Raw genomic sequence first — 24339 nt, 5'->3', positions numbered from 1 at the left:
GGGTGAAATAGACGCTACGGGGTTTTCCAGCCATCTGGCGCGATCTACGCTCCCGGCATGTCCTCAAGAACCCTGCACATCGCGATGGTCGGTACACGCGGTGTTCCAGCACGCTATGGAGGGTTCGAGACCGCGGTCGAGGAGATCGGGTCCAGGCTCGTGGCCCGCGGGCACCGGGTCCGGGTCTACTGCCGAGAGGGCCTTGGCACGCGAGACAGCGTCGCACCGCCGCTCACGCACCACCTGGGCATGGAGCTCGTCACGCTGCCCGCCCTGCATCACCGCGCCCTGGAGACGCTGAGCCACACCGCGTTGTCCGTCGCCCACCTCGCGGCGCGCCGCACCGACGTGGCGTTCGTGTTCAACGCAGCCAACGCACCCTTGCTGCCAGTTCTGCGCGCCGCGCGCATCCCGGTCGCCACGCACGTCGACGGGCTGGAATGGCGCCGTGCCAAGTGGGGCCCGACCGGCCGGAGGTACTACCGGGCCGCCGAGACGGCGGCCGTGCGGCTCTCGGACGCCCTCATCGCGGACGCGCCGGGTATCGCCGACTACTACCGCGACGAGTACGACGCCGCCAGCCGCCTCATCACCTACGGAGCGCCCGACCTGGCCGACGTCGGGCACGAGCGCCTCGCCGAGCTCGGTCTGACTCCCGGCGGCTACCACCTGGTCGTCGCCCGGTTCGAGCCGGAGAACCACGTCGACGTGCTCGTCGAGGGGTACACGGCGAGCGGCGTGGCCCGCCCGCTGGTCGTCGTCGGCTCCGCGCCCTATGCGCACGAGCACACCGAGCGGATCGCGGCGCTCGCGGCGGGCAACCCCGAGGTGCGCCTCCTGGGCGGCGTATGGGACCAGGGGCTCCTCGACCAGCTCTACGTCGGTGCCTTCACCTACCTGCACGGGCACTCGGTCGGCGGGACCAACCCGTCGCTGCTGCGCGCCATCGGGGGTGGAACCGCCACCATCGCGTACGACGTCGCGTTCAACCGTGAGGTCCTCGGCGACGCCGGCCGCTACTTCCGCACGGTGGACGACGTCGCCGCGCGGCTCGCCGAGGCCGAGAGTGATCCCGCGGGCTGCGCGGACCGGGGCAAGGCCCTGGCCGAGCGGGCGACTCTGTACGACTGGGACGAGGTCACCGACGGCTACGAGCAGCTCGCGTTCGACCTCGTGACCCGCAGCACACCCGGCCCCAGGCCGCTCGCGAGGCGCAGGCACGCCCCGCAGTGGGCCTGGTCCGCGCCCACCACCCCGGTGGACCAGTCGGCGCGCCCCCGCGCCGACGTCCCCGCCGACAGATCCTGAGGGGCCAGGCCTGATGAGTACAGCCATCCGTGAGTCGTACGGCGAGGTGCTCGCCCGGCTCGGCACAGCGCAGAAGGGTGCCGCCCGCGGAGCCCCGGCATACTCCCGGTTCGTGAACCGCCGCATCGGCAGATACCTCGCGGCGGCCGCATACCGGGCAGGACTTTCCCCGAACGCGGTCACGGGCGTGAGCGCGCTGTTCACGTTCAGCGGTATCGCGCTGCTGATCGCACTGCCGCCCTCGTGGACCCAGGGTGCGGCCGTCGCCGTGCTGCTCGTCCTCGGTTATGCCTGGGACTCGGCCGACGGGCAGGTTGCACGACTGACCGGCCTCGGCAGCCCGGCCGGCGAATGGCTCGATCACGCGGTCGACGCGGTCAAGGTGGTGACCCTCCCGCTCGCGCTCGCGGTAGGCCTCGCGGTGCACGACGTCGTGGCGCCCGCCTGGCTGCTCGTCCCTCTTGTCTCCGCGATCACCAGCAGCGTCCTGTTCTTCGCGATGATCCTCACCGACCAGATCCGCCGGGCGCACGGAGTGCGGTCGCACGCACCGACCGACGGCCGGTTCCCGTGGCTCCGGTCCGTCCTGGTGCTGCCGACCGACTACGGCGTGCTGTGCTGGACGTTCCTGCTGCTCGGCGCGCCGAGCGTCTTCCTGTGGGTGTACACCGCGATCACCGTCTGCACCTCCGGGTTCCTGGCGCTCGCCCTGGTCAAGTGGTTCCGCGAGGTTCGCGCCCTGTGAACGTCGTCGGCTACGCACCGGGCGCTTGGGACATGTTCCATGTGGGCCACCTGAACGTCCTGCGGCATGCCCGGGACAACTGCGACTACCTGGTGGCCGGGGTGGTCGACGACGAGATGCTGGAGCTCGCCAAGGGGCGCCGTCCGGTGGTACCCGTCATCGAGCGGGCGGAGATCGTGCGCCACGTCGTGTACGTGGACGAGGTGTTCGTCGAGACGCAGCCGGACAAGATCGAGACCTGGCGCCGGCGGCCCTTCGACCTGTTCTTCAAGGGCGACGACTGGAAGGGCACCGCCAAGGGGCGTGACCTGGAGCGCAGGTTCGCCGACGTCGGCGTGGACGTCGTGTACTTCCCCTACACGGTCCACACGTCCAGCACGGTCCTGCGCCGCGCGCTGGAGCTCCTCGAGGGTGATGCGACAGGCCGGAGCGAGGTGCGGTGACGTCCGACGACGTCGCCCTGGTCGTCGTCAGCTACGGCTCGTCCGGCCTGCTCGCGACCAACCTTCCCCGGACGGTCGGCGACAGCGGCGTGCGGGTGGTCGTCGTGGACAGCTACAGCGACGCGGCGGAGCGTGCAGCGGTCACGCGCCTGGCCGCGGACCGTGGCTGGGACCTCTTGGCGCCCGACACGAACGTCGGGTTCGGCGGCGGCTCCAACCTGGGCGCTGCGCACGCCCTGTCGGCCGGGTCCCGCGTCCTGGTTTTCCTCAACCCGGACGCCTGGACGGACCCGGCGGGCCTGGTGGCGCTCGCCTCGGCGGCGCGGTCCGGGGAGCGGGTGCTCGCCGCACCTCAGATCCTCCGGCCCGACGGCGACGTCTACTCCCGAGGCCTCACCTACCTGCACCGCGCGGACGGCACGATGAGCGGCCGCCGCACGGCGCCCGACGACGTCCCGTGGCTCAGCGGGGCGTGCCTCGCCGTCGGGGCGGAGCTCTGGGCGGAGCTCGGCGGTTTCGACGAGGACTACTTCCTCTACTGGGAGGACGTCGACCTGTCGTGGCGTGCCCTGGCGCTCGGGGCGCGGCTCGAGGTGGTCGACGGCGCCCACGTGGTGCACGACGAGGGTGGGACCCAGGAGTCCCGGGGCCGGGCCAAGAGCGAGACGTACTACCGGTACGACATCCGCAACCGGATGCTGTTCGCGGCCAAGAACCTTGGCCCGGCCGACGTCCGCCGGTGGCGGCGGACCCTGCCGCGCGCCGCCCGTGCGGTGGCGCTGCGCGGCGGACGCCGGCAGTTCGTCGAAGGACTGGCCCCGTGGCGCGGCGTGACCAGGGGGGTGCTGGAGGCTCTGAGGGCCGGGCCTCCGGGGAGACTGTAGGAATGCGGAGCTGGTTGCTCTGTGTAGACGATGTCTACGCAGAGCAACGGACCTCGCGGATGTACTACTTCCCCCGACCCTCGCCGGCCCGCAGCCGCCGGCGCACCCACAGCGCGTTCGGGATCACCTGGCACACCAGCACCGACACGGCAGTCGCCCACACGGGCCCGGCCGCGCCCAGGTACGGGATCGACCACCACGCCAGCCCCAGGTTCAGCGGGACCATCAGCACGATGGGGAGTACCTGCGCCCGCAGCCCGGCGGCGTCGGTCATGTACATGCCCACCGGGTACTTCGCCGCCTGCACCACCGTGAACACGACGAACGCCGCGACCAGCGGCAGGCCGAGCCCGAACTCGCCGTCGGTCACCAGCGGGACCAGCAGCGGGAGCAGCACCGCGAGCAGCAGGGCGAGCACGATGCCCGCCGACGTGAAGACCAGCGACGCCCGGAACGGTGAGGCCTTGATCGACTGGCTGCGGGCCCGCGCGAAGTGCGGCCACAGCGCGAGCCCCGCCGTCGAGACCGCCGCGAGGACGACGCCGAAGAGCTGCGCCGCGAGGTTGTACTGCGCGAGGTCGACAGCGGTGCCCTGATGGCTGAGCAGGATCCGGCCGGTCTGCATGGCGATCGGCAGCGAGATCATCTGCACCAGCATCGGCCAGGCGACGTCGAAGACCCGGACCCCTGGCACCGCACGCAGCCGTGGCACGTCCCGGAGCGCTGCCCCGACCTGGGGGCGGACCAGCCGGGACGCGGTGATCAGGAGCGCCACCGCCACCACGGCCGCCGCCGCGTAGGCCGCTACGGCGAGGAGCGACCCCGACCCGTTCCCCAGTGCGAGGACGACGAGCACGCCCCCCAGGACCATGGGCGCGGTGAGCCCGGTCAGTGCGGTCTGGAGCGGGTTGCGGCCCAGCCCCACGAGGATCCGCGCGCCGACGCCGCACGGCAGCGCGAGCCCCAGGACCGTCACGCACACCGTCGCGGTCAGGGCGCCGCCGTCGAGCAGGCCGGGGCCGAGGACCACGGGCCACAGGTCCAGCACGCCCAGCAGCACGCCCACCGCCGCTATCACGAGGCCGGAGCAGACCAGGACCCGGAAGGCGCTGGTCAGCGTCCTGCGGACCGCGGGATCGGTGCTCGCCCGGTCCGACGACGCCAGCACGTTCACCACCACGGCGGCCATGCCAAGGTCCGCGAACGGGATGAGCGACGGCAAGGACGCCAGGAGCCCGTACTGGGCGTACTGCGCCACGCCGAACTGCTCGATGATCAGCCGTGCGGTCACCATGCCGAGCAGGCCCGAGAGACCGGTCACGACCACCTGGACGATCGCGCTGTTCCCGACGGAGCGCCACGGCGCACCCGCGCGAGCCCTGGTCACGTGCGTATCCCGGCGCTCGGTACGGATCGTCGGGCACGGGAGAGTGCCAGGCGATAGATGGCCAGGTGCGCCTGCCCCGCGTCGGCCCAGTCCCGGGCGCCGAGGTCGGGGGTCGCCGCATGCGGCTCGCGCGCCGCTGCCAGTGCTGCCTCGATCGCCTCGGCCGTCAGGCCGCCGGTGAAGGTGTGGATCCAGCCCGGCCCGACCTCGGCGGCCAGGTCGGCGTTGACCGGCGTGTCGGGGACGAGGACCGGCCGGTCCAGCGAGAGCGCGGCCAGGACGGTTCCCGAGTTGTGCATGAACCGGTACGGCAGCACCACGAGCTCCGCGGCGGTGACGGCGGTGACGAGCTCGTCGTCGGACAGGTAGTCGAAGCGCAGGCTGATCCGCGGGTCGTCGTCGGCCAGGGCGGTGACGGTGGCCACGAGCTCCGGGGACGACGCAGCACCCGCGATGTCGAGCGTGAGCGAGTCGTCGGCGACGGAGCGGAACGCCTCGACGAGCCCTTCGACGCCCTTGTACCGCCGCACGAGACCGACGTACTGGAGGCGTCCGGGGACCGTCGCGGCCCGGGTGCCGGTGTACCAGTCGCGGTAGTGGCCGTGCGGGATGGTGGTGGTCGGCCCGGCGCACCCGGTGCGGTCGTTCAGCACTATCCGGTGCGTCGTCAGCCGGTCGAACCAGCGCAGCAGCGCACGCTGGAGCAGGTCGGCGTCAGCCGGGGGCTCGACGTTGTGCACGGTGCGGACCACGGCGGTGCGGGCGAGCGTGAGCCGGACAAGGAACAGCGTGGCGAGCGCGACCCGCAGCAGGCGTCCGACGAGCCGCCGTCCGCCGAGGCCGACGATCGTCTCCGGCCAGTGCAGGTGCACCACCGAGTACCGCCCGAACAGGGCCGCCGGGTAGGTGAACGTGGCGACCTCGAGGCCGGGGGTCCGGCGCAGCGCCTCGGTGAGCATCGTGATGTACGGGTTGGTGGTGCTGCGTGGTTCGCGGTTCGAGGTCAGCACCCGGACGGGAGTCATACCGGGCTGGCCTCCGCGGCGGGGCTCCCGGACCGGGCGATGCCGTAGAGGCGCTCCACGACGTCGGGCAGCCGGGAGGTGGACCACCGGTCGGACGGCGTGCCCGGGGTGGTGGCCGCCTCCGCGAGACGCTCCGCGAGGTGGCCGACGACGTCGCCGTCGACCCCGGCCAGCCGCGCGTTGACGCCGGCCATGAGCGGCACACCGCCGAGCGGCAGGCAGATCACCGGACGTCCGAGCGCGCTCGCCTCGGCCGCGGCCCAGCCGGCCTGGTCGTGCATCGAGGGGAAGAGCATCGCGTCGCACCCGGCGACCGCGTCGAGGACCTCGGCCCGCGGGCGGTGCCCGTGGAAGACGATGCGGTCCGTCACGCCCCGCCGCTCGGCGAGCCGGACGAGGGTCGAGCGGTCGTAGCCGTCGCCGTAGACGTGCAGCTCCCAGCCGGGGGTGCGGGCGAGCGCCTCGATCGCTAGCCGGCCGCCCTTCAGGCCAAGGAGCCGGCCCACGAAGACGGCCCGCAGGGGGCGCGGGTCGGACCCGTCCGCAGCGGCCTTCCGCGCCGGCGTCGACACGACGTGCCCCGAGAGGTCGTCGAGCGCGGCGTTCGGCTCCACGACGACGTGCCCGGCCCGGCGGAACCGCCGCGCGACCGTCTCGTTCTGCGCGACGACGACCGCCGCGCGCCGAGCGGCGGTGTCGCCCCATGCAGCCCGCAGCGGCGCGGTGAGCAGCCCGCGGAGCAGCTCGTTGGCGGCCCCGCGCAGCCCGAGCCAGCGCACCAGGTTCAGGGGGACGACCGTCGCGCCGCCGACCGGACCCCAGACGACCGGCAGGTCCCGGACCCGGGCCAGCCCGCAGGGCAGCCAGTCGTTGGCGAACGTCACGTGGTGGCCGACGTCGAACGGCGTGGCCTCGTGCAGCTCGGCCGCACGCCGGGCGAGCGCGCGCTGCCAGAGCACGTAGTACCAGTACACGTCGCTGCTGCGGCGCTTGCGGGCGAGGAGCCGCTCGGACAGGTCGAGGTACTCGACGGTGAGGTTCCGCGCGAGCTCCGGATCGCGTGCGAGCGCAGCGTCGACCGCCGGGGCGAACCGGTGCCGGGTGATCACGTGCACCTGGTGGGACCGGGCCGCCGCCCGCGCGAAGGCCCATCCGGCCGCGGCCTCAGGTTCGTCGCCGGGGCCGCAGGCGTACGCGCTGACGAGGACGCGCGGGTGAACCTGCTGCATGAGTACTGGCTCTCCGGAGGATCAAGGGGGTGGGCCACGCTACGGTAACTGCCGGATCAGGCGTCGCGGTGTCGTGGAAGGGGTGATTGTGGTGGGTGAAGTTCGGCCGGAGCGGTTGGTTGTCGCCGTCCTGACCTACCGCCGCCCGGAGCGGATCGCTGCACTCGTGCCGGTGCTCGTCGAGCAGGCGACCGACCTGGTGCGCCAGGCCGAGGGGACGCTCGTGAGCGTCCTGGTGGTCGACAACGACGCGGCGGGCACGGGCGCCGCCGCGGTCGCGGAGACCGTCGTCGCCGGGGCCGCGAACCAGGAGGGTGCGGACGGGGCGTGGCCGGTGACCACCGTCGTCGAACCGGAGCCGGGCATCTCGGCCGCCCGCAACCGAGCGCTGCGCGCCTCCGCCGACCAGGACCTGCTGGTGTTCGTGGACGACGACGAGGTACCGCACGCCGGCTGGCTGCACGCCCTGTGGACGACCTACCGCGACACGGGCGCCGCGGCGGTGGCCGGACCGGTGACCTCGCGGTACGCCGTGGAGCCCGATCCATGGGTGGTCGCGGGCGGTTTCTACGACCGCGCCCACCGGAGCGGGCTCCGCACCGGGACGGTCGTCGCCAGCGCTGCGACGAACAACCTGCTGCTCGACCTGCGCGTGGTCCGCCGTGCGGGCCTGGCCTTCGACCCGGCCCTCGGGCTCTCCGGCGGCGAGGACACCCTCTTCACGAGCGCACTGACCGCGGCGGGCGGGCGCATCGTCTGGTGCGCCGAGGCGGTCGTGTCCGACGTGGTGCCCGCCGACCGGCTCACCCACGCCTATCTCATCGCGCGCACCGCGGGGCTCGCGAACGCCTCGGCGCGCGTGGCCCTCCTGATCGCGCCGGACCCGGGCCGGCGCGCGGTCGTGCGTGCGCGCATCCTGGCGGCCGGGCTGGTCCGTGGTGCGCTCGGAGCACTGGGCGTCGCCGTGGGTGCGGTGCGGAGCGACGTCGGGCGGGACGCGCACGGCCGAAGGGCGCTCGCCAGGTCCCGCGGAGAGCTGCTCGCGGCGTTCGGCAAGGTGCTGCTGCCGTACTCCAGGTAGTGGGTGAACTCCGCGGGAACGCAGAGGGCGTGGGGCGATGCGCGATTAGGCTCCAGAATCATGTCCGCATCCACTCTCGTCACCCGACGCCGGCTCCTGATCGCCCTCGTCCTGCTCGTCCTGGCGGTCGCCGCCGTCGTGGCGGCGGTTGCCCTGCGCCCCGACGGCGACCCGGCGGCCGGTGCCACGCAGCCGGCCGGTTCGACGGCGTCGGCCGGTACGGACACAGAGGGCGACCCTGAGGCGAGCGAGTCCGGTGCGGATGATGCCGAGCCGGGCGGCGAGCCGTCCGACCCGGAGTCCGCCGGCGGCGGGACCGACGAGGCAGAGGCCCCCGAGCCCCGGGAGACGCTGGAGCCGCGACCGTTCGACGCCGCCGCGACCCCCGAGCCGGGAGTCACGGTGCGGGTGCCGAAGGTCGAGAAGGTGACCGGCGAGGCGAACGTGCCCGGTGAGGTGGGCGGGCCGTCCCTCCGGTTCACCGTCGAGCTCACGAACGGCACCGGCAAGACGCTCGACCTGCGGACCGTGGTGGTGAACGCCTACTACGGCCCCGACCGCACGCCGGCCCCGCCCCTGCTCAAGCCGGGCGGCAAGGCGTTCGAGGCGGAGGCCGGCGCGGACGACTCGGCCCGCGGGGCCTTCGTCTTCAACATCCCGGCCGAGTTCCAGGATGATGTCGAGCTCGAGGTCGACCCGGGGGTCGGCAAGGCGATAGTCATCTTCACCGGCGCCTGAGGCCCGGCCACGGGCGCCTGAGCCACCGGAGATCACCCATGATTCACCCTGGTTTGACCGCGCCGACCGACCTGTCCGCTATTAGCGTGACGCGCAGGTCCATATCGCCCGGCGCTCAACGGTCCGGCGGGCCCATTTCTCCCCAGTGAGGTCCTTGTGTCCCATCGCATTCTGCCCGGCCGACGCATCGCTGCGCTCCTCGCGAGCGTCACGCTCGCGGTGACGCCGCTCGTGATCGCGCCGACGGCATCCGCCACAGAGACGGCCCCCGTCGCGGCGGACGTCGCCGAACCGACGGCCGACCCGGTGTCCGTCTCCGCCGACGCGCTACCGACCGTGCAGATCGACGGCATCGTGTGGAAGCAGGTCATCGTCGGCAACACCGTGTACGTCGGCGGTGAGTTCGCGAACGCCCGGCCCGCCGGCGCCGCACCAGGGACGAACCAGGTGCCCCGCACCAACCTGCTGGCCTACAACCTGACGACCGGCGCGCTGATCACGTCGTTCAACCACACGCTGAACGGCCTCGTCACCGACATGGCGGTCTCGCCCGACAAGACGCGGCTGTACATCGTCGGCGGCTTCACCACGGTCAACGGCGCCACCCGCAACCGCATCGCCGCGTTCAACCTACCCACCGGCACGCTGAACACGTCCTTCGCGCCGAACATGAACGGCAACACGAAGGCTGTCGCGGCCACCAACACGACCGTCTACGCGGGCGGGTACTTCTCCGCCGTGAACGGCAACACCCGCTACCGGATGGCGGCCATGAACGCCTCGAACGGCGTAGCGCTTGCCGGTTTCAAGCCGGTCGTCGACGACCGGCAGGTGCAGTCGATAGTCGTGGCGCCGGACGAGCGGTCGGTCATGATCTCGGGGACGTTCACCTCGGTGAACTCCAACACGGCGAGCGGGTACGGGCTCGCCTGGCTCGACGCCGCGACCGGCGCCAGCCGTACGCTGCCGGTCAACTCGCGGATCCGCAACGCCGGTGACAGCTCCAGCGTCCTGCGGCTCGCCAGCGACGGCCAGGAAGGCTGGTACGGCGTCGGCTGGCACTACGGCAGGGGCGGCACGAGCGAGGGCACCTTCAGGGTCAGCTGGGCCGACGGCACGCTGGTCTGGCTCGAGGACTGCCACGGCGACACGTACGACGTGGCGCCGGTCGGCAACATCGTCTACACCGCCAGCCACAAGCACTACTGCGGCAACAGCGGGGGGTTCCCCCAGACGGACCCGTGGAGCTTCTACCACTCCACCGCCTGGATCAACGAGGTGCGCGGCACCAACACCAAGGACATCTGGGGATACCCCGACCACCCGGGTACGCCGCGCCCCGAGCTCATGACCTGGTACCCCCAGACGGACGTCGGGACGTACACCGGCAAGGACCAGGCCGTGTGGACGGTCACCGGCAACGACGACTACGTGTTGTACGGCGGCGAGTTCCCGCGAGTGAACGGTGCCGCACAGCAGGGTCTGGTCCGGTACGCCAAGCGTGCCGTCGCGCCGAACAAGTCCGGCCCGGTCGGCTCGGGTGCCGTGCTCAACCCGACGGCGGTCTCGGTCTCGGCCGGCACCGTCCGGATCAACCTCACCACCACGTGGGACCGCGACGACGAGGCGCTCACCTACCGCGTGTACCGCGACTCCGAGGCGGCGGCGCCGGTCTTCCAGGAGACGATCGCCGCCAAGTTCTGGTTGCCGAAGAAGCGGACGGCGCGTGACTCCGGTCTCGCACCCGGCTCGGCGCACCGTTATCGCCTGACGGTCACCGACCCGCGGGGCAACGTGAAGCGGTCGGAGTGGGTAGACGTGACGGTCTCCGCCGCCGCCCGCAGCGACTACGCCGACACCGCCGTGCAGGACGGCGCGGAGCACCTGTGGCGCCTCGGTGAGCCGGTCGGCTCCACCCGCACCTACGACTGGGCAGGTGGCGACGACCTGACCGTGCCGTCGAGCGTCCGGCTCGGCACGGCGGGTGCGGTCACCGGCGACCCGAACACCGCTGCCACCTTCCAGAACTCGGCGTTCAGCAGACTCGTCTCCACCGAGAACATCGCCGGGCCCGACACGTTCTCCGTCGAGACCTGGATCAAGGGCACCGGCGCCGGCCGCATCGTCGGTTTCGGCAACAACAGCTCCGCCTCCGGTACCTCCACCTCCACGGACCGCCTCCTCTACGTCGACTCCGGCGGCCGCCTCTCGTTCGGTGTGAACAACGGCAGCAGGAGCACAGTCCGGTCGCCGGGCCGGGTCGACAACGGTGCCTGGCACCACGTGGTCGCCACGCTCGGGTCGGGCGGCATGCAGCTCTTCGTCGACGGCGTCCGGGTCACCAACCGGGCAGACATCACCGCGGGCCAGGCCTACAACGGATACTGGCGCATCGGCGCCGACACCCTGAGCGGCTGGCCCAACCGCTCGCTGCTCGGTGGCGACCGGTACACCGGTGCCATCGACGACGTGGCCGTCTACCCGACGGTGCTCTCCGCCGCCCAGGTCGTCGACCACTACACGGTCGCCCGTGACGGCGGCCGGCCGAACCAGCTGCCGGTCGCGAACGCCACCGCGGACATCCACGGCTTCGAGCTGACGGCGGACGGCGGCGCGTCCGACGACCCGGACGGCAACCTCGCGTCCTGGGCCTGGAACTTCGGCGACGGCACCACGGGAACCGGCCAGCAGGCCGCGCACACCTACGCCGCTCCGGGGACGTACACCGTGACCCTCACGGTGACCGACGACGAAGGCGCGACCGCTCAGGACACGGTCCAGGTCGAGGCGACGGCGCCCGCGGAGTTCGCCGCCGACGACTTCGGCCGCGACGTCGCGGCAGGTGGCTGGGGCGCCGCGCCGCTGGGCGGCGCCTGGACGCTGTCGGGCGGGGCGTCGAGCTTCTCGGTCGCCGGTGGCGGGGGCCTCATGGCCCTTCCGACGGCCGGTACCAACCGGAAGGCACAGCTGCAGAGCGTCGCCGCCGGAGACGTCGAGATCAGGAGTCTGCTCTCCCTCGAGGAGATATCCGACGGGGGCGGCACGTTCGTCTCCCTGGCCGGGCGCACGAGCGGGTTCTCCAGCGAGTACCGGGCCAAGGTCTGGATCAAGTCGACGGGGGCCGTCCAGCTCCAGCTCAACTCGCTGCAGGCGGGGGAGACGACCCTGGCCGCCGTGAACGTCGCAGGCCTGACCGTCGCCGCCGGTGAGCGGCTCGCGGTCCGGATGCAGGTCGTGGGCTCGTCGCCGACCACGATCCGGGCGAAGGTATGGACCGCGGGAACCGTCGAGCCGGCCGCCTGGCAGCTCACGACGACGAACGCGGTCCCCGAGCTGCAGGACGCCGGCGCTGTCGGCTATGCGGTGAGCACCGCGGGCAGCGTCACGACCGGTGCGAACGTCGTTCGGGTCGACGACTTCTGGGCGGGGCCGCCCGCGCCGTGACGTCCAGTCCCCTCGCACCGGCCCAGGCCCTCCCGTCCCGTCAGGGACGGGAGGGCTGGGCCGTTGCTACGACGGGGTTGGCGGTGCTCTGCCTCGTCCTCACGGGGATGCGCTACGACCTGTACTTCGGCCTCACCGCAGGGATCGCGGCGTCCGTCGTGCTCCTTCCGCTGTGGCTGCCCTGGTTGCGCGGCTCCCGATGGATCGCCTGGACGACCGGCCTCGCTGTGACCGCGGCGATGTGGAGCGTCTGGCTCACCGTCTGGCACAGCAGCTCGCGGAGCGTTTCCCTGGTGGGCACCTTCGAGTCGGTATTCGTCGTGCTCGGCCTGGCGTGCGGGATCGGCTGCGTGCTGTGGGCGCGCAGCCGCATGTCGGTGACCGCCGTGGGAGTGGCATTCGGCTTCGGAATGCTGCTCGGTATCAACCCCGACGGCGGAACGTACGCCGAGAACCCCTGGCGTTTCGGGTTCGCGCTGCCGGTCACCGTCATCGTCCTGGCTCTCGCGGCGCGGTGGCGCAAGCGGTGGGTCGACGTCGTCGCCCTGCTCGCGCTGGCGGGTGCCTCGGCGGTCAACGGCGGACGCTCCTCGAGCGCGATCCTGCTCATGGTCGCACTGCTCGTGCTCTGGCAGTCGTGGGGGAGACCGGCGTCGTCCAGGCTCTCGGCGCTCCGGACGCTGATCCTGTTCGGGTTGCTCGCGCTCGGCACGTACCTCTCGGTCCAGACCGCGATCCTGGACGGCGCGCTCGGCGAGGGAGCGCAGGACCGTACCGAGCTCCAGCTGGCGACGTCGGGCACCCTGATCACCGGCGGGCGGCCGGAGATCGGCGCGACGGCAGCCCTCATGGGCGCGTCGCCGGGCGGGTTCGGGGGCGGGAGCGTCCCGTCCATGACCGATGTGCTCGTGGCCAAGTCCGGCATGGCGGCACTCGGGTACGAGCCGAACAACGGGTACGTCGAGAACTATCTCTTCGGCAGCGGGTTCGAGCTGCACTCGGTGATCGGCGACTTCTGGGCCTGGTACGGGATACCGGGGCTCGTCCTGACGTTACTTCTCGCGGCGTTCTTCCTGATCCGCGTCTCGGTGGTCGTGACGGCGCGCTCCGCATCCGCGCTCGTGCTGTTCCTGGTGATCAAAGCGATGTGGGACCTGATGTTCTCGCCGGCGGAGACCTCGCTGACGACTCTGGTGCTGGGGGTAGCGCTGCTGGCGCCGCTGACCGTGCGGCGGCCTCAGGATGCCCCGTCCGGAGCCCCGTAGCGGTCCAGGAACGTGGTGACCGCCTCACGCGCGATGACGTCCAGCTTCTCGGGGCCGTAGCGGGCCGCGCCGGCCGTGAGGGTCAGCCGGTTCAGGGGTGCGGCGAGGATGAGCCAGGTGAGCTGCTCGGCGGCGACGCCGGGGTCGTCGATGCGTAACAGGCCGCGCGCGTCCAGGTGCCGCAGGGCATCGGCGAGGAGCCCCTGGTTGTGGTCCCAGCTGCGCCGCACGTAGTCGGCTGCCACCTCGGGGAACCGTTCGGCCTCGGCGGCGATCAGCGTCCGCATCTGGAGCACCGGAGGGCTCAGCACGCCGGCGTGCAGGATCCGGGAGAGCTCCAGCAGCCCGTGCCGGACGTCGTCCGCCTCCATCAGCTCCTGCAGGTGCGGCCTCATCGCGTCGCGGCCGCGGTCTACCCAGTCCCGGACGACCGCGCCGAACAGGACCTCCTTGGACGGGTACTGCCGGTAGAGCGTCTGCTTCGAGACCCGTGCTCCCGCGGCCACGGCGTCCATCGTCGTGCCGGCGTACTGGTGCGTGAGGAAGACGTCGCGCGCGATGGCGAGCAGGTCGGTGCCGCTGCTGCCGCCTGGCCTGCCACGGCGCGGGGTGGGGGAGGCCGATGTGGTCACGCCGAAATAGTACTGGACGGTACTCAAGGCGAGGGCTACAGTACTGAGTAGTACTAAAAAGGAGGAGCGTCATGATCGTTTGGGGTATCGCAGTCGCCGCAGTCGCGGCGTTCGTGCTCAGTTCTGTCTACTACGTCGTCACCACACCGCTCGAGCAGCGGGCGCTCGGCGACCGGGCCCTGGACCGTGGCCGCCCGGCTCCGTGGAAGGTGGTGACCGAGCTGGTGCGCACCGCCGTGGTCGGCGCGGGGTTCGCCTGGATCGCCACGCAGAGCGACCTGCTGGCCCTGCCCTCGTCGCTGCTGCTGGCGCTCGTGCTGTGGGTGGCGTTCCCGGTCGTGCTGCTCACCGGCTCGATCATCTGGGAACGCGTGCCGTGGCAGACCGCCGCCATCCACTCAGGAGACTGGCTGCTCAAGCTCTTGCTCGTGGCGCTCGCCATCGGGCTCATCCACTGATCCGTTCACCAGCTCTCATCTGCTGAGTTGGCTGAGCTGACCGTCGTGAACCGACCTCGTCAGAGGGTGCCGAGCACTGATGCCCGCGCGGCGTCGCGCTCGGCGCTCGTGATCTTGCCCGTTGCGTGCAGCTGCTCGATCTCGGCCAGCCGTGCCTCGATCGTCTGCGCGGGGCGTGCTGCGGGCTGAGCGCTGGATCGCTGTGCCGCGGAGCCGCGCACGGCGTCGGCCACGATCTCCGCTTCCGTCGCCAGGGGGCTGATGCCCTTGCTCCGCAGGCGCCGGGTGTTGAGGACGGCGAGCACGATAATCAGGACGATCATTCCGACGATGATGATCGGGATGATGATGAACAGGGCGTTGAAGACGGACGAGAACGTGTCGTCATCGTCGAGGAAAGAGTCGATCCCGACAGGCTGTGCGTTGATCCGGACCATGACGACCTCCGAGGAGCTGGGCGCCAGGCCGGCGCCGCCTGGCCGGACACTAACATCCGGGCGGCGTCCGGGCTGGTCGGAAGTCCCTACGCCCGGTCGTAGCGATCGCGTGCGACGAGCACCTCGGCGGTGTGCGCCTCGGCCCACTGCCCGAGCGCGCTGAGCGGCTCCTGCAGCGTGCGACCCAGCTCGGTCAGCTCGTACTCGACCCGGGGCGGGACCTCGGCGAACGCCTGCCGGCTGACCAGGCCGTCGCGTTCGAGCTCGCGCAGCGTCTCGGTGAGGACCTTTCCGCTGATGCCCTCGACCGCGCTCTTCAGGTCCCCGAAGCGGGCCGGGCCGCTGGTCAGCACGATCACGATCATCGCCGTCCACTTGTTGGCGATCCGCGCCAGCGAGGTGCGGGACGGGCACGTCACGGTGAGGACATTCCAGTCAGGTTCGTATGACATGGGTCACAGTGCTCCGATGGTTACGTTGAGGTGACCGGTTTCGAATAGTGACTATAGGCGGGAAGCAGGAACGCCGACAAAGGGAGAGTCTGATGACCGAGTCCAGCACCGCCGTGATCGCCCAGCAGTACTACGAGGCCATGTCCGTCGGGGACATCGCGACGGGGACCGCGCTCTTCGGCGCCGACATCGTCTGGCACCAGCCGGGCCGCAACCGCTTCTCCGGTGCGCACGCCGGCGGTGCCGCCGTTGGCGCGCTGCTCGGCGGGATGGGGGCAGCGTCCGAGGGGACCTTCGAGCTGCGGTTCACCGGCGAGCCGATGGTCAACGGCGCGCTGGCCTCGCTCCCGGTCCACTTCTCCGGCAAGCGCGCGGACGCGGCGATGTCGATGTCGGGCGTCGACGTGCTCCGTGTCGAGGGCGACAAGATCGTGGAGATGTGGCTGTTCTCGTCCGACCAGGACGCAGAGGACGCCTTCTGGGGCAAGGCCTGAGCGCTGAGCCGCGCTAGGCCTTGACGACCGTTCCCTCGAGCGCGAGGCCGGTGCCGAGGCCGACCATGGCGACGCCGCCGGTGACGCTCAGGTGGTCGAGGCGCTTCGGGTTGCGGGAGAACCACGTGCGGGCCTGGCTCGCGACCAGGGCGAGGATCGAGTCCTGGCAGAGCGCCAGGATGCCGAACAGCAGCCCGAGGAACAGCAGCTGCGGAGTGGCGGGAGCGGCGTCGTTCATGAACTGCGGGAGGAACGCCGCGAAGAAGACGATGGTCTTCGGGTTGGTCGCGCCGACGACGAACCCGGCCCAGACCGCGCGCCACGGACTCGCCGTGGGGGTCTTGTCGGGCGCGGTCAGGGCGAGGCGGGCGTCGGCGCGGTGACGGATCGCCTGGATGCCCAGGTAGATCACGTAGCCGGCGCCCACCAGCTTGAGCACCGTGTAGGCGGCGGCCGACGCCTCGACCAGCGCCCCCAGCCCGACCGCGACGAACGCCACCTGGACCAGCAGGCCCAGCGCGTTGCCGGTCACCGACAGGAGCGCGTCCCGGCGGCCGACCGTCAGGGCGCGGCCGATCGCGAAGAGGACGCTGGGTCCCGGCAGCGCGATGAAGACTACGGACGCCGCGAGGAAGGCGAGCAGCTGGGCGGTGGTCGGCATGACGTCAGCTTAGCGACGAGATCACCGGCGGTCGCCGGATCTGTCGGCCGATCCGGCGGCGATGACCTCTCGCGCGAACATCCACGAGTCCGCCTCCAGCCGGGAGTCCTGACGTGGCAGCGAGGCGCACACCTCGTGTGCGTCGAGCGGTCTCGCCGCAGCCTCGGTGATCACCGAGGCGAGCAGCTCGCCCACCGAGGCCGCGGGGATGACGCCGTGCCCGTTGCGCCGGAGCCAGTCCGCGATCCCGGTCTCGTCCGTGGTCACCACGGTGCAGCCGTGCGCAAGCCCCTCGACGATCGGCAGGCCCACCTGCTCGCGCCAGGTGACCTGGCGGCGGGACGGCAGCACCACCACCGAGGCCCTCCGCAGCTCCGCGTGCACGACGTCGCGCGGCGGGTCGGCGATGACCCGGACGCGGCTGTCCGCGCGCGCGGCCGCGTAGGCGTCGTCGAGCAGCGCGCCGCGTCCCACCACGGTGAGGACGGCGTCCGGCGAGTGGTGGCGCACGGTCGCCCACGCGGCCAGCACCGAGTCGAACCCCTTGCGGGCCGAGAGGTCGCCGAGAAACAGCACGCGCCCGGGCGTCTTGTCACCGTCGAGCACGCAGTCGCAGACGGCGGGCAGCGCCTCGATGGTGGTCCAGCGCAGCCAGCGGCGTCCGGCGATGCCGAAGACGGTGCCGTAGAGCTGGCGCGCGGTCTCCGTGCCGAACACGACCCGGTCGAGCCGCAGCCAGATCCAGCGCGCCAGGATCAGGTCCAGGCGCCTGCCCAGGCGTGGCCACCAGGCGGTAGGCCTCGGGAGGGTGCGCGGGTCGATGTTGCCTATCGCGTAGGCGACGATCCGGGTGCGGCGGCGTCGGACGAGGTCGCTCAGGAGCAGCGCGGCGAGGACTGCCGCGGACCGGCGCACGCAGTCGATGGCCGCCGGCTCGTTGATCTCGACGATCTCGTACCCGTTCCGGGCGACGAGCCACGCGGAGCGGAGGTCGCCGGCCTGCTGCGGGCGGACCTCCGCCACCAGCTCCTCGTCGAAGTCGTAACGGCTCTCCTGGTACAGGATGTCTGCCGGGGTGAGCGCGAGAGCGCGTTCGAGGTGAGCCGTGCGAAGAGTCTTGTAGACGCGCACGTCGCGCGTCCTGCCGTCACCCGGCTCGCTCATCGGCCGTCCCGAGATCGGCGACGACAGGGGGGATGGGCCGCGGCGAGGGCCCGGGGGTCAGTCGTGCGCCGGGGCCGGGGGTGCCGCCCGGCCCGTGGATGTCGCCGGAGCCGAGGATGCCCTCGGGACCTGGGACGGCGACCGCACGCGGAACGCTGCTCGGGCCCGGAACGCTGCTCTGGCCTGGTGTGCTGCCCAGGGCTGGAGCGATGCCCGGGCCGGGGATGCCGCTGGGTCGCGGCGCCTTGCCGGGCCCGGGCACCGCGCTGATCGTGCCGGTGATCGGCGGCAGGTCGAGGGTGTCGTGGTGGCGCCGGCCCGGCAGGAACCGCAGCTTCCGGCGTCGGTTGGTGCGGTAGCCGTAGTAGGAACCGCCAGGGCCCGACCGCGGTGCGAAGGCCAGGATGAAGCCGATCACCCGCGCCTCGACCCCGGCGAGCGCCCGCAGCGACTGGGTGAGCTGCTGGCGGCGCACGCGCCGGGCTCCGACGACCACGATCACGCCGTCGGCCATGGTGGACAGGACCGCGGCGTCCGAGACGGGCAGCAGCGGCGGCGCGTCGATGATGACGACGTCGTAGGCCGCGCGGGCCGCGTCGATCAGGTCCCGCGTGGCGTCCGAGGCGACGAGCTGGTGCGGGTTCGGCGGGATGGGACCGAGGGGGAGGACGTCGAGCGGTCCTGGGCCGTACCGCTGGACCAGGTCGGTCATGGCGGACCGGCCGACCAGGGCGGTCGTGAGCCCTGCGGCGTCCTCCAGGCCGAGCACGGTGGCGATCGACGGGCGGCGCATGTCGCTGTCGATCAGCAGCACGCGGCTGCCGCTCTCGGCGAAGGTCGAGGCGAGGTTGATCGCCGTCGTCGACTTTCCCTCACCGGGCACGCTCGAGGTCACCACGAGGACCCGGGCGGGCGTGGTCGCGTCCACGAACGACAGGTTCGTCTGGACGCGGCGGTAGGCCTCCGCCCGGGTGCTCAGCGGCTCATGGGTGGCCGGTACCCGGGCGTCCTTGCGCCTGACCACGGGGATCGAGCCGAGCAGTGCCGTGCCCTCCGACACCGTCTCCAGCTCCTGTGCCGACCGGATCCGCGTGTCCAGGACCGCCCAGAGCAGGACCAGCGCGACGCTGATCGCGAGGCCCCCCGCACCGCCGGCGGCGGTCAGGAGGTTGGTCCGGGGCGCCGACGGGACCAGCGGGACCTCCGCCGACGAGACGATGGTCACCGCGATGGCCTGCTCGCCCGTCGGCGTGGCCGGCGACAGGTCGACGACCGTCGTCGAGAGCTGCTGCGCGACGGCGTTGGCGATCACCGCGGCGCGCTCGGGGTCGCCGTCGTCGACGTTGATCTCGATGATCGACGTGTTCAGCGGTGAGTCGGCCGACACAGCGGCGGCGAGGTCGCGGCCGGTGATCTCTGATCCGAGGTCTGCCGCGACGGGGTCGAGCACCACGGGCATGTCGGTCAGCGCGGCGTACGACTCGATCAGGTTCTTCACGTACGTGGAGCCCTGCAGCAGGTCGCTGGTCGACTCACCGGTGTTCAGCGACACGTAGACCTTGGCGGTCGCGGTGTAGGACGGCGGCGTCGACCAGGCCCAGCCGAACGCGGCGAGTGCCCCGACGAGCGCCGTGCAGACGATCACCGCCCAGCGTCGCCGCAGCACGTTCGCGTATTCGACGAGTTCCACGTCCTGCCCCCTGTCTGTGTCTGATGGCCTGCCGTCAGGTATGACCTGTCGTCAGGTGCGGCCTGTCGTCCTGTTGGTTTTCCTGTGGCTGGTCGTCAGCTCGGCCACAGCCGGCTGAGATGCGACGAGTGCCGGGGCTGGGCGAGCGGCTGCGCGCCGGAGCGGGGTTCGGGCGCGCTCAGGAGCCAGGGCTGCCGACCGGTGCCCAGCACGCCGCACACCGTGTTGGTCGCCGACCAGATCCGCTCGAACACGCGGCGGAAGGCCTTGTCGCCGCGTCCGTAGGGGTCCTCGATGTCGAGCGTACGGTTCCACGCCGAATGGTTCAGGCGCTCCAGGCTCACGAGCTCGGGTACCCGTGCCCACCGGGTCGCGTCGTCCGTCGCGGAGCGCGGGCCTGGCGACGTGCTCAGCACGTGTGCCAGCTCCAGCAGGGTGAACGTGCGCCGGACGGCCTCAGGGACGGCCCGCACCACCGCGGAGCGCTGGGCGCGCGTCATCGTGATGACGACGGTAGCGGCGCGGATCATGTCGGGTGTGAGCTGGCGTGCGATGAACTGGCCGCTGTCCAGCCCGCGCGACTGCAGCAGGGCCGCCATGTGGGACTCGATGGGTTCGTCGGCGCGCGCTCGTATGCCAGCGCTGCTGACTTCGACGCTGCCGTCGGTGCGGGCTGTGAGCAGGCGTGCCAGAACGGGGGAACGACAGATGTTCCCTGTGCACACCGTGAGGATTGACGTAGCCATGTAGTACCCAGCATGCCGTGGGCCTTTGTCCGGTAGTAGCCGAACGGCGTACTTTCACCCGAACGTCACCCATCCACCGTTCGATCCAGAGCGAGATCTGCTTCAGACGTGACGGGCGGTGCCCTGTGCCGCCTCGCTCAGCACGCCGTCCACCTCGGTGAACTCGTCGCCGGTCGCGGGGCAGCGCCACCCGTCCGGACCGGTGCGCTCCAGGGGTACGCCGGCGCGTCCCACCCAGCGGATGCGCCGGGCGGGCACCCCGGCCACGAGTGCGAAGTCCGGCACGTCGGCGGTCACCACCGCGCCGGCGGCGACGGTCGCCCACCGGCCGACCGTCACCGGCGCCACGCACACCGCCCGGGCGCCGATGGCGGCACCCGTCCTGATCGTGACACCTACCGCCTGCCAGTCGTCGCCGGTCTTGACCGCGCCGTCCGGGGTGATCGCCCGTGGGTACAGGTCGTTGGTCAGCACGGCCGCCGGGCCGATGAAGACGCCGTCCTCCAGCACTGCCGGCTCGTAGACGAGGGCGTAGTTCTGCAGCTTGCAGCCGTCGCCCATCCGCACGCCCGGACCGACGTAGGCGCCTCGCCCCACCGTGCAGCCCGCGCCGACGACGGCGTCCTCCCGCACCTGGGCGAGATGCCAGATGGTGGTGCCGGCGCCGATCGTCGCACGCTCGTCGACGTCCGCCGACAGCTCCACCCGCACGGGGTCCCCGTAGCCGGTCATGGCCGACTCGCGGCTCATCGGGCCCGGTCGCGGACGAACGCGTGCAGGCTGCCCGCGGTCTCCAGCAGCCCGCCCGTCAGCTCGTCGTCGTCGACAGTGATGCCGAACCGGTCCTCGAGCGCGGTCACGAGCTCGAGGACAGCAAGCGAGTCCAGCTCCGGCAGGGTGCCGAAGAGCGGCGTGCCGGCATCGAAGGAGCCGACCCGGTCCTCGATCCCGAGGGTGGTGCCGACCACGTCCAGCACGTCAACGAGGGATACCTCGTTGCCGGTCGCGGTGCCGTCCGGGCTCTGTCGGGTGTCGCTGCTCATCGGGTTCTCCTGTCGGGGCGGTCAGACCAGCACTTCGGCGGGTGCCGGGTGGCTGAGGAAGGCGGTAGGGCTCGCGGTGAGGCCGTAGGCGCCCGCCTGGAGCACCACGACCAGGTCGCCGGGCTCGGCGGGGGGCAGCGGGACGTCGTCCGCCAGGAGGTCGAGAGGCGTGCACAGGCAGCCGACGACGGTGGCCTGCTCCCGGTCAGCGGTGGCCATGTGGTTGCCGACGAGCACCGGGTAGTTGCGCCGGATCACCTGCCCGAGGTTGCCGGACGCGGCAAGCTGGTGATGCATCCCGCCGTCGACCACCAGGTAGGTCCGGCCACGCGAGATCTTGCGGTCGACCACGCGGGTCACGTAGGAGCCCGCCTCGCCGACGAGATAACGCCCCAGCTCGATATGGACGTCTGCCTGGGGGAGCGCGGGGGTGATCAGCTCGGCGACGACAGTCACGAGGTTCTCGCCCACCCGGCCGAGGTCGACCGGGCGGTCCTTCGGGAAGTAGGGGATACCCAGCCCGCCGCCCAGGTTCACGTAGCGCACCGGGCTGGGCAGGTGGTCGGCGAGCGTGACGACGAGCTCGGCGGTGGCGCGCTGCGCGTGGGCGATGAGCTCCGCGTCCAGGTTCTGGGACCCCGCGAAGATGTGGAACCCGAGCATGTCCACGCCGGTCGCACCCAGGTAGCGGAGCAGGTCAGGGACCTGCTCGGCATCAACACCGAACTGCTGCGGGCCACCGGACATGCGCATACCCGAGCCGCGCACCGCGAAGTCGGGGTTGACCCGGACCGCGACCCGCGGCACGACGCCGAGCTCGTCACCTGCCGCGACGACGCGGCGCGCCTCGGTCTCCGACTCGAGCTCGATGAGCACACCCGCCGCTACCGCGGACCGGATCTCCGCCGGCGTCTTGCCGGGGCCGGCGAAGCTGACGTGCCGCGGGTCCTTGCCGGTGTCCAGCGCGGTGTGCATCTCCCGGGTCGAGGCGACGTCGAGCGCGTCGACGAGCCCCGAGAGGTGCTGGACGACGGCGGGCATGGGGTTGGCCTTGACGGCGTACCCGAGGCGCACCACGCCGCCGAGCGCGGCCCGGACCTCGTGCACCCGGTCGGTGATGCGCTGCCGGTCGTAGGCGAAGAACGGCGTGGACCCGACCCGCTCGGCCAGCCGGCTCAGCGGCACCCCGCCGACCGTGACCTCGTCGCCCGATACCGGCACTGCCGCGACCGCCGGGTGCGGGGCGGCGACGGGCTCGTCGAGGGCGGTCATGCGGACATCTCCGCCGTGACCTGGGTGCGGATCCCGGAGCGGTCCAGCTTGCCGTTGGGATTACGGGGCAGCGTCTCCGCCGGGCGGACCTCCGCCGGCAGCATGAACGTCGGGAGCGACTGCCGCATCTCCTTGAGCAGCCGGTCCGTGTCGAGGGTCTCGGGTGCCGCCACGACGAGCACGATGCGCTGGCCCAGGCGGTCGTCGGGCATCCCGAGGGCCACGGCCTCGCGCACCAGGCCGGTGCCGAGGGCCGCGTCCTCCACCTCGGTGGGGCTGACGCGGTACCCGGAGGTCTTGATCATCTCGTCGGCGCGGCCGACGAAGTAGAGGTACCCCTCGGCGTCCCGCACGACGGTGTCGCCCGACCACACCGCGGGTTCCGGGGCCGCGCGCCAGGGCTCGTCGTATCCGGGCACAGGGCGGAAGCGTGCCGCCGTGCGCTCCGGGTCGTTCCAGTAGCCGAGGGCGACCAGGCTGCCCCGGTGCACCAGCTCGCCGGGCTCGTCGGCCGCGCACGGCGTGCCGTCCGGGCGCAGCACCAGGACCTCGGCATTGGGGATGGCCCGGCCGATCGAGTCGGGGCGCAGCTCCACCTGCTCCGGGTCCAGGTACGTGGACCGGAACGCCTCCGTCAGCCCGTACATCAGGTACGGCGCGGCAGCGGGGAACAGGTCACGCAGCTCGCGCAGGAGCGTGGCCGGCATGTGCCCGCCCGTGTTGGCGAAGTACCGGAGCGTCCGCAGTGCGCGCGGCGGCCAGTCGATGGTCGCGAGCTGCGTCCACAGGGGCGGCACGCCGGTGATGCCGGTGACGCCGTGGCGCTCGCACGCGACGGCCACGCCGCGGGGACGCAGGTAGTCGAGCAGCACCACATGGGCGCCGACGGCGAACGCCGTGGTGAGCTGGCTGAGGCCCGCGTCGAAGCTCAGGGGCAGCACTGCCAGGAGCACGTCGTCGGCGGTGTTGCGCAGGTAGCCGGAGACGCTGGTCGCGCCGACGAGCAGGTTGCGGTGCGACAGGACGACGCCCTTGGGCGCGCCAGTGCTGCCGGACGTGTACAGGATCGCCGCGATGTCGGCGTCGGTGCCGGGCCGCGGTGCCTGCGGGAGCGTTGCGGCGTCTTCCTCGGTGCCCGGCGACGGCGCCCAGCGGTGCACCGCGACCCCCGGCAGACCCTCCGGGGCGGTACCGCCGTCGGGCTGGTCCACCAGCAGCACTGCCGTCAGGCCGGCGCCGTCGAGCTGGTCACGCACGGCGGCGAGCCTGCCGGGCGAGGTGACCAGGATCCGGGCGCCCGAGTCGCGGACGACGTGGGCCACCTGCTTGCCCTTGAGCAGCGGGTTGACCGGGACGAAGACGCCACCGACCAGGGACGTGCCCCAGAGGGCCGCCACCGTCTCGACTCGCTTCTCCAGGTAGACCGCCACGCGGTCGTGCCGTTCCACGCCGAGCCCGGCGAGCTGCGCGCCGGCCTGCCGCACGGCACGCCACAGCTGCGCGTACGTCAGGGTCGTGTCGGAGGAGGTGAGTGCGTCGGCCGCTGGCCGAATGCGCGCCTGTTGCTCCACGTGATGGTGTAAGGCGGTGATCACAAAGATCACGGTACGGCGCCGGAAGTCCTTTCCGGACGGCCCGCAAGGGTGAATAGGGCGCTGGGCGGGGTGAATAGGGTTGTGGCCGGTGGTGAAGGTTCCGCCGCAGGTCACGGCGCCGGGTGAATTACTGAGGGTGAATAGCG

At 72.0% G+C, this 24339-nt stretch carries 24 protein-coding genes; 10 read left to right on the top strand and 14 right to left on the bottom strand.

Features of this window, described 5'->3' with window-relative positions:
* The first annotated feature begins 57 nt into the window (after positions 1-57).
* From AB0F70_RS03960 to AB0F70_RS03945, 4 genes are read left to right on the top strand one after another with little or no spacing between them, the layout of a single operon-like run.
* Positions 58-1308 (top strand): DUF1972 domain-containing protein, encoded by a 1251-nt coding sequence (locus tag AB0F70_RS03960; protein WP_357443833.1) that lies wholly within the window; start codon positions 58-60, stop codon positions 1306-1308.
* 13 nt (positions 1309-1321) lie between these two features.
* Positions 1322-2053, top strand: a complete 732-nt coding sequence (locus AB0F70_RS03955; protein WP_357443831.1) for a CDP-alcohol phosphatidyltransferase family protein — start codon at positions 1322-1324, stop codon at positions 2051-2053.
* Positions 2050-2496: an adenylyltransferase/cytidyltransferase family protein gene (locus AB0F70_RS03950; RefSeq protein ID WP_357443829.1), complete on the top strand. Its 447-nt coding sequence runs from the start codon at positions 2050-2052 to the stop codon at positions 2494-2496. Before AB0F70_RS03955 ends, AB0F70_RS03950 begins: the two co-directional genes overlap by 4 nt.
* On the top strand, positions 2493-3380 hold the full coding sequence (locus AB0F70_RS03945; protein WP_357443827.1) for a glycosyltransferase family 2 protein: 888 nt from the start codon (positions 2493-2495) through the stop codon (positions 3378-3380). Before AB0F70_RS03950 ends, AB0F70_RS03945 begins: the two co-directional genes overlap by 4 nt.
* 64 nt (positions 3381-3444) lie before the next feature.
* Here AB0F70_RS03945 and AB0F70_RS03940 read toward each other — a convergent pair whose 3' ends face one another.
* Genes AB0F70_RS03940 through AB0F70_RS03930 form a run of 3 tightly spaced genes read right to left on the bottom strand, consistent with a single transcriptional unit; the run spans position 3445 to position 7021 of the window.
* Positions 3445-4767, bottom strand: a complete 1323-nt coding sequence (locus tag AB0F70_RS03940) for a polysaccharide biosynthesis protein (protein WP_357443825.1) — start codon at positions 4765-4767, stop codon at positions 3445-3447.
* The gene (locus AB0F70_RS03935; RefSeq protein ID WP_357443823.1) at positions 4764-5792 is read right to left on the bottom strand and encodes a glycosyltransferase; all 1029 of its coding nucleotides are present in this window, start codon (positions 5790-5792) and stop codon (positions 4764-4766) included. The genes AB0F70_RS03940 and AB0F70_RS03935 overlap by 4 nt, the downstream gene beginning before the upstream one ends.
* The gene (locus AB0F70_RS03930; RefSeq protein WP_357443821.1) at positions 5789-7021 is read right to left on the bottom strand and encodes a glycosyltransferase; all 1233 of its coding nucleotides are present in this window, start codon (positions 7019-7021) and stop codon (positions 5789-5791) included. The genes AB0F70_RS03935 and AB0F70_RS03930 overlap by 4 nt, the downstream gene beginning before the upstream one ends.
* 91 nt (positions 7022-7112) lie before the next feature.
* Between AB0F70_RS03930 and AB0F70_RS03925 the strand changes: the two genes are divergently transcribed.
* The 4 genes from AB0F70_RS03925 to AB0F70_RS03910 all read left to right on the top strand — a co-directional run bounded on the left by AB0F70_RS03925 (position 7113) and on the right by AB0F70_RS03910 (position 13549).
* Positions 7113-8102, top strand: coding sequence for a glycosyltransferase family 2 protein (locus tag AB0F70_RS03925; protein WP_357443819.1), 990 nt, complete (start codon positions 7113-7115; stop codon positions 8100-8102).
* A gap of 60 nt (positions 8103-8162) precedes the next feature.
* On the top strand, positions 8163-8840 hold the full coding sequence (locus tag AB0F70_RS03920) for a hypothetical protein (RefSeq protein ID WP_357443817.1): 678 nt from the start codon (positions 8163-8165) through the stop codon (positions 8838-8840).
* A 156-nt stretch (positions 8841-8996) separates the two neighbouring features.
* A complete protein-coding gene (locus AB0F70_RS03915; RefSeq protein WP_357443815.1) occupies positions 8997-12284 on the top strand; it encodes a PKD domain-containing protein in 3288 nt (1095 codons plus the stop codon).
* Between the two features lie 83 nt (positions 12285-12367).
* Entirely contained in the window at positions 12368-13549 is a 1182-nt protein-coding gene (locus AB0F70_RS03910) for a hypothetical protein (RefSeq protein WP_357443813.1), read from the top strand.
* Here the strand turns inward: AB0F70_RS03910 and AB0F70_RS03905 are convergent.
* Positions 13522-14181 carry a TetR/AcrR family transcriptional regulator gene (locus AB0F70_RS03905; protein ID WP_357443811.1) on the bottom strand — a complete coding sequence of 220 codons (660 nt, stop codon included), beginning with the start codon at positions 14179-14181 and terminating at the stop codon, positions 13522-13524. The genes AB0F70_RS03910 and AB0F70_RS03905 overlap by 28 nt on opposite strands.
* 71 nt (positions 14182-14252) lie before the next feature.
* Between AB0F70_RS03905 and AB0F70_RS03900 the strand changes: the two genes are divergently transcribed.
* Entirely contained in the window at positions 14253-14639 is a 387-nt protein-coding gene (locus tag AB0F70_RS03900) for a DUF1761 domain-containing protein (protein ID WP_357443809.1), read from the top strand.
* Between the two features lie 59 nt (positions 14640-14698).
* Here AB0F70_RS03900 and AB0F70_RS03895 read toward each other — a convergent pair whose 3' ends face one another.
* Together AB0F70_RS03895 and AB0F70_RS03890 are read right to left on the bottom strand one after the other, a co-directional pair.
* Entirely contained in the window at positions 14699-15076 is a 378-nt protein-coding gene (locus tag AB0F70_RS03895; RefSeq protein ID WP_357443807.1) for a hypothetical protein, read from the bottom strand.
* An 86-nt stretch (positions 15077-15162) separates the two neighbouring features.
* The gene (locus AB0F70_RS03890; RefSeq protein WP_357443806.1) at positions 15163-15528 is read right to left on the bottom strand and encodes a helix-turn-helix domain-containing protein; all 366 of its coding nucleotides are present in this window, start codon (positions 15526-15528) and stop codon (positions 15163-15165) included.
* 92 nt (positions 15529-15620) lie between these two features.
* On the opposite strand from AB0F70_RS03890, the gene AB0F70_RS03885 reads away from it, so the two are divergent.
* The gene (locus AB0F70_RS03885; protein ID WP_357443804.1) at positions 15621-16022 is read left to right on the top strand and encodes a nuclear transport factor 2 family protein; all 402 of its coding nucleotides are present in this window, start codon (positions 15621-15623) and stop codon (positions 16020-16022) included.
* 13 nt (positions 16023-16035) lie between these two features.
* On the opposite strand, the gene AB0F70_RS03880 is transcribed toward AB0F70_RS03885, so the two are convergent.
* From AB0F70_RS03880 to AB0F70_RS03845, 8 genes are all read right to left on the bottom strand, one after another.
* Positions 16036-16683: a LysE family translocator gene (locus AB0F70_RS03880; RefSeq protein WP_357443802.1), complete on the bottom strand. Its 648-nt coding sequence runs from the start codon at positions 16681-16683 to the stop codon at positions 16036-16038.
* Positions 16684-16704: 21 nt separating this feature from the next.
* Positions 16705-17847 (bottom strand): glycosyltransferase family 4 protein, encoded by a 1143-nt coding sequence (locus AB0F70_RS03875; protein WP_357443800.1) that lies wholly within the window; start codon positions 17845-17847, stop codon positions 16705-16707.
* Positions 17831-19537 (bottom strand): polysaccharide biosynthesis tyrosine autokinase, encoded by a 1707-nt coding sequence (locus AB0F70_RS03870; protein ID WP_357443798.1) that lies wholly within the window; start codon positions 19535-19537, stop codon positions 17831-17833. Before AB0F70_RS03870 ends, AB0F70_RS03875 begins: the two co-directional genes overlap by 17 nt.
* Positions 19538-19632: 95 nt before the next feature.
* On the bottom strand, positions 19633-20283 hold the full coding sequence (locus AB0F70_RS03865; protein WP_357443796.1) for a low molecular weight phosphatase family protein: 651 nt from the start codon (positions 20281-20283) through the stop codon (positions 19633-19635).
* Between the two features lie 102 nt (positions 20284-20385).
* The gene (locus tag AB0F70_RS03860) at positions 20386-21015 is read right to left on the bottom strand and encodes an acyltransferase (protein ID WP_357443794.1); all 630 of its coding nucleotides are present in this window, start codon (positions 21013-21015) and stop codon (positions 20386-20388) included.
* 14 nt (positions 21016-21029) lie between these two features.
* A complete protein-coding gene (locus tag AB0F70_RS03855) occupies positions 21030-21326 on the bottom strand; it encodes an acyl carrier protein (protein ID WP_357443792.1) in 297 nt (98 codons plus the stop codon).
* 21 nt (positions 21327-21347) lie between these two features.
* A complete protein-coding gene (locus AB0F70_RS03850) occupies positions 21348-22598 on the bottom strand; it encodes a pyridoxal-dependent decarboxylase, exosortase A system-associated (protein ID WP_357443790.1) in 1251 nt (416 codons plus the stop codon).
* Positions 22595-24193: an acyl-CoA ligase (AMP-forming), exosortase A system-associated gene (locus AB0F70_RS03845; protein WP_357443788.1), complete on the bottom strand. Its 1599-nt coding sequence runs from the start codon at positions 24191-24193 to the stop codon at positions 22595-22597. Before AB0F70_RS03845 ends, AB0F70_RS03850 begins: the two co-directional genes overlap by 4 nt.
* Between the last annotated feature and the right edge of the window lie 146 nt (positions 24194-24339).

Source organism: Promicromonospora sp. NPDC023805, assembly GCF_040639635.1.
GTDB lineage: Bacteria > Actinomycetota > Actinomycetes > Actinomycetales > Cellulomonadaceae > Promicromonospora.
Note: the sequence above shows the minus strand (reverse complement) of the source record. Positions and strands in the feature narration are given on the sequence as shown.

What these genes read in the sequence shown, in the direction of transcription:
- AB0F70_RS03960 (WP_357443833.1), top strand. Translation starts at nt 58, where the DNA reads ATGTCCTCAAGAACCCTGCACATCGCGATGGTCGGTACACGCGGTGTT.
- AB0F70_RS03955 (WP_357443831.1), top strand. Translation starts at nt 1,322, where the DNA reads ATGAGTACAGCCATCCGTGAGTCGTACGGCGAGGTGCTCGCCCGGCTC.
- AB0F70_RS03935 (WP_357443823.1), bottom strand. Translation starts at nt 5,792, where the DNA reads ATGACTCCCGTCCGGGTGCTGACCTCGAACCGCGAACCACGCAGCACC.
- AB0F70_RS03930 (WP_357443821.1), bottom strand. Translation starts at nt 7,021, where the DNA reads ATGCAGCAGGTTCACCCGCGCGTCCTCGTCAGCGCGTACGCCTGCGGC.
- AB0F70_RS03920 (WP_357443817.1), top strand. Translation starts at nt 8,163, where the DNA reads ATGTCCGCATCCACTCTCGTCACCCGACGCCGGCTCCTGATCGCCCTC.
- AB0F70_RS03900 (WP_357443809.1), top strand. Translation starts at nt 14,253, where the DNA reads ATGATCGTTTGGGGTATCGCAGTCGCCGCAGTCGCGGCGTTCGTGCTC.
- AB0F70_RS03895 (WP_357443807.1), bottom strand. Translation starts at nt 15,076, where the DNA reads ATGGTCCGGATCAACGCACAGCCTGTCGGGATCGACTCTTTCCTCGAC.
- AB0F70_RS03890 (WP_357443806.1), bottom strand. Translation starts at nt 15,528, where the DNA reads ATGTCATACGAACCTGACTGGAATGTCCTCACCGTGACGTGCCCGTCC.
- AB0F70_RS03885 (WP_357443804.1), top strand. Translation starts at nt 15,621, where the DNA reads ATGACCGAGTCCAGCACCGCCGTGATCGCCCAGCAGTACTACGAGGCC.
- AB0F70_RS03880 (WP_357443802.1), bottom strand. Translation starts at nt 16,683, where the DNA reads ATGCCGACCACCGCCCAGCTGCTCGCCTTCCTCGCGGCGTCCGTAGTC.
- AB0F70_RS03875 (WP_357443800.1), bottom strand. Translation starts at nt 17,847, where the DNA reads ATGAGCGAGCCGGGTGACGGCAGGACGCGCGACGTGCGCGTCTACAAG.
- AB0F70_RS03865 (WP_357443796.1), bottom strand. Translation starts at nt 20,283, where the DNA reads ATGGCTACGTCAATCCTCACGGTGTGCACAGGGAACATCTGTCGTTCC.
- AB0F70_RS03860 (WP_357443794.1), bottom strand. Translation starts at nt 21,015, where the DNA reads ATGACCGGCTACGGGGACCCCGTGCGGGTGGAGCTGTCGGCGGACGTC.
- AB0F70_RS03855 (WP_357443792.1), bottom strand. Translation starts at nt 21,326, where the DNA reads ATGAGCAGCGACACCCGACAGAGCCCGGACGGCACCGCGACCGGCAAC.
- AB0F70_RS03850 (WP_357443790.1), bottom strand. Translation starts at nt 22,598, where the DNA reads ATGACCGCCCTCGACGAGCCCGTCGCCGCCCCGCACCCGGCGGTCGCG.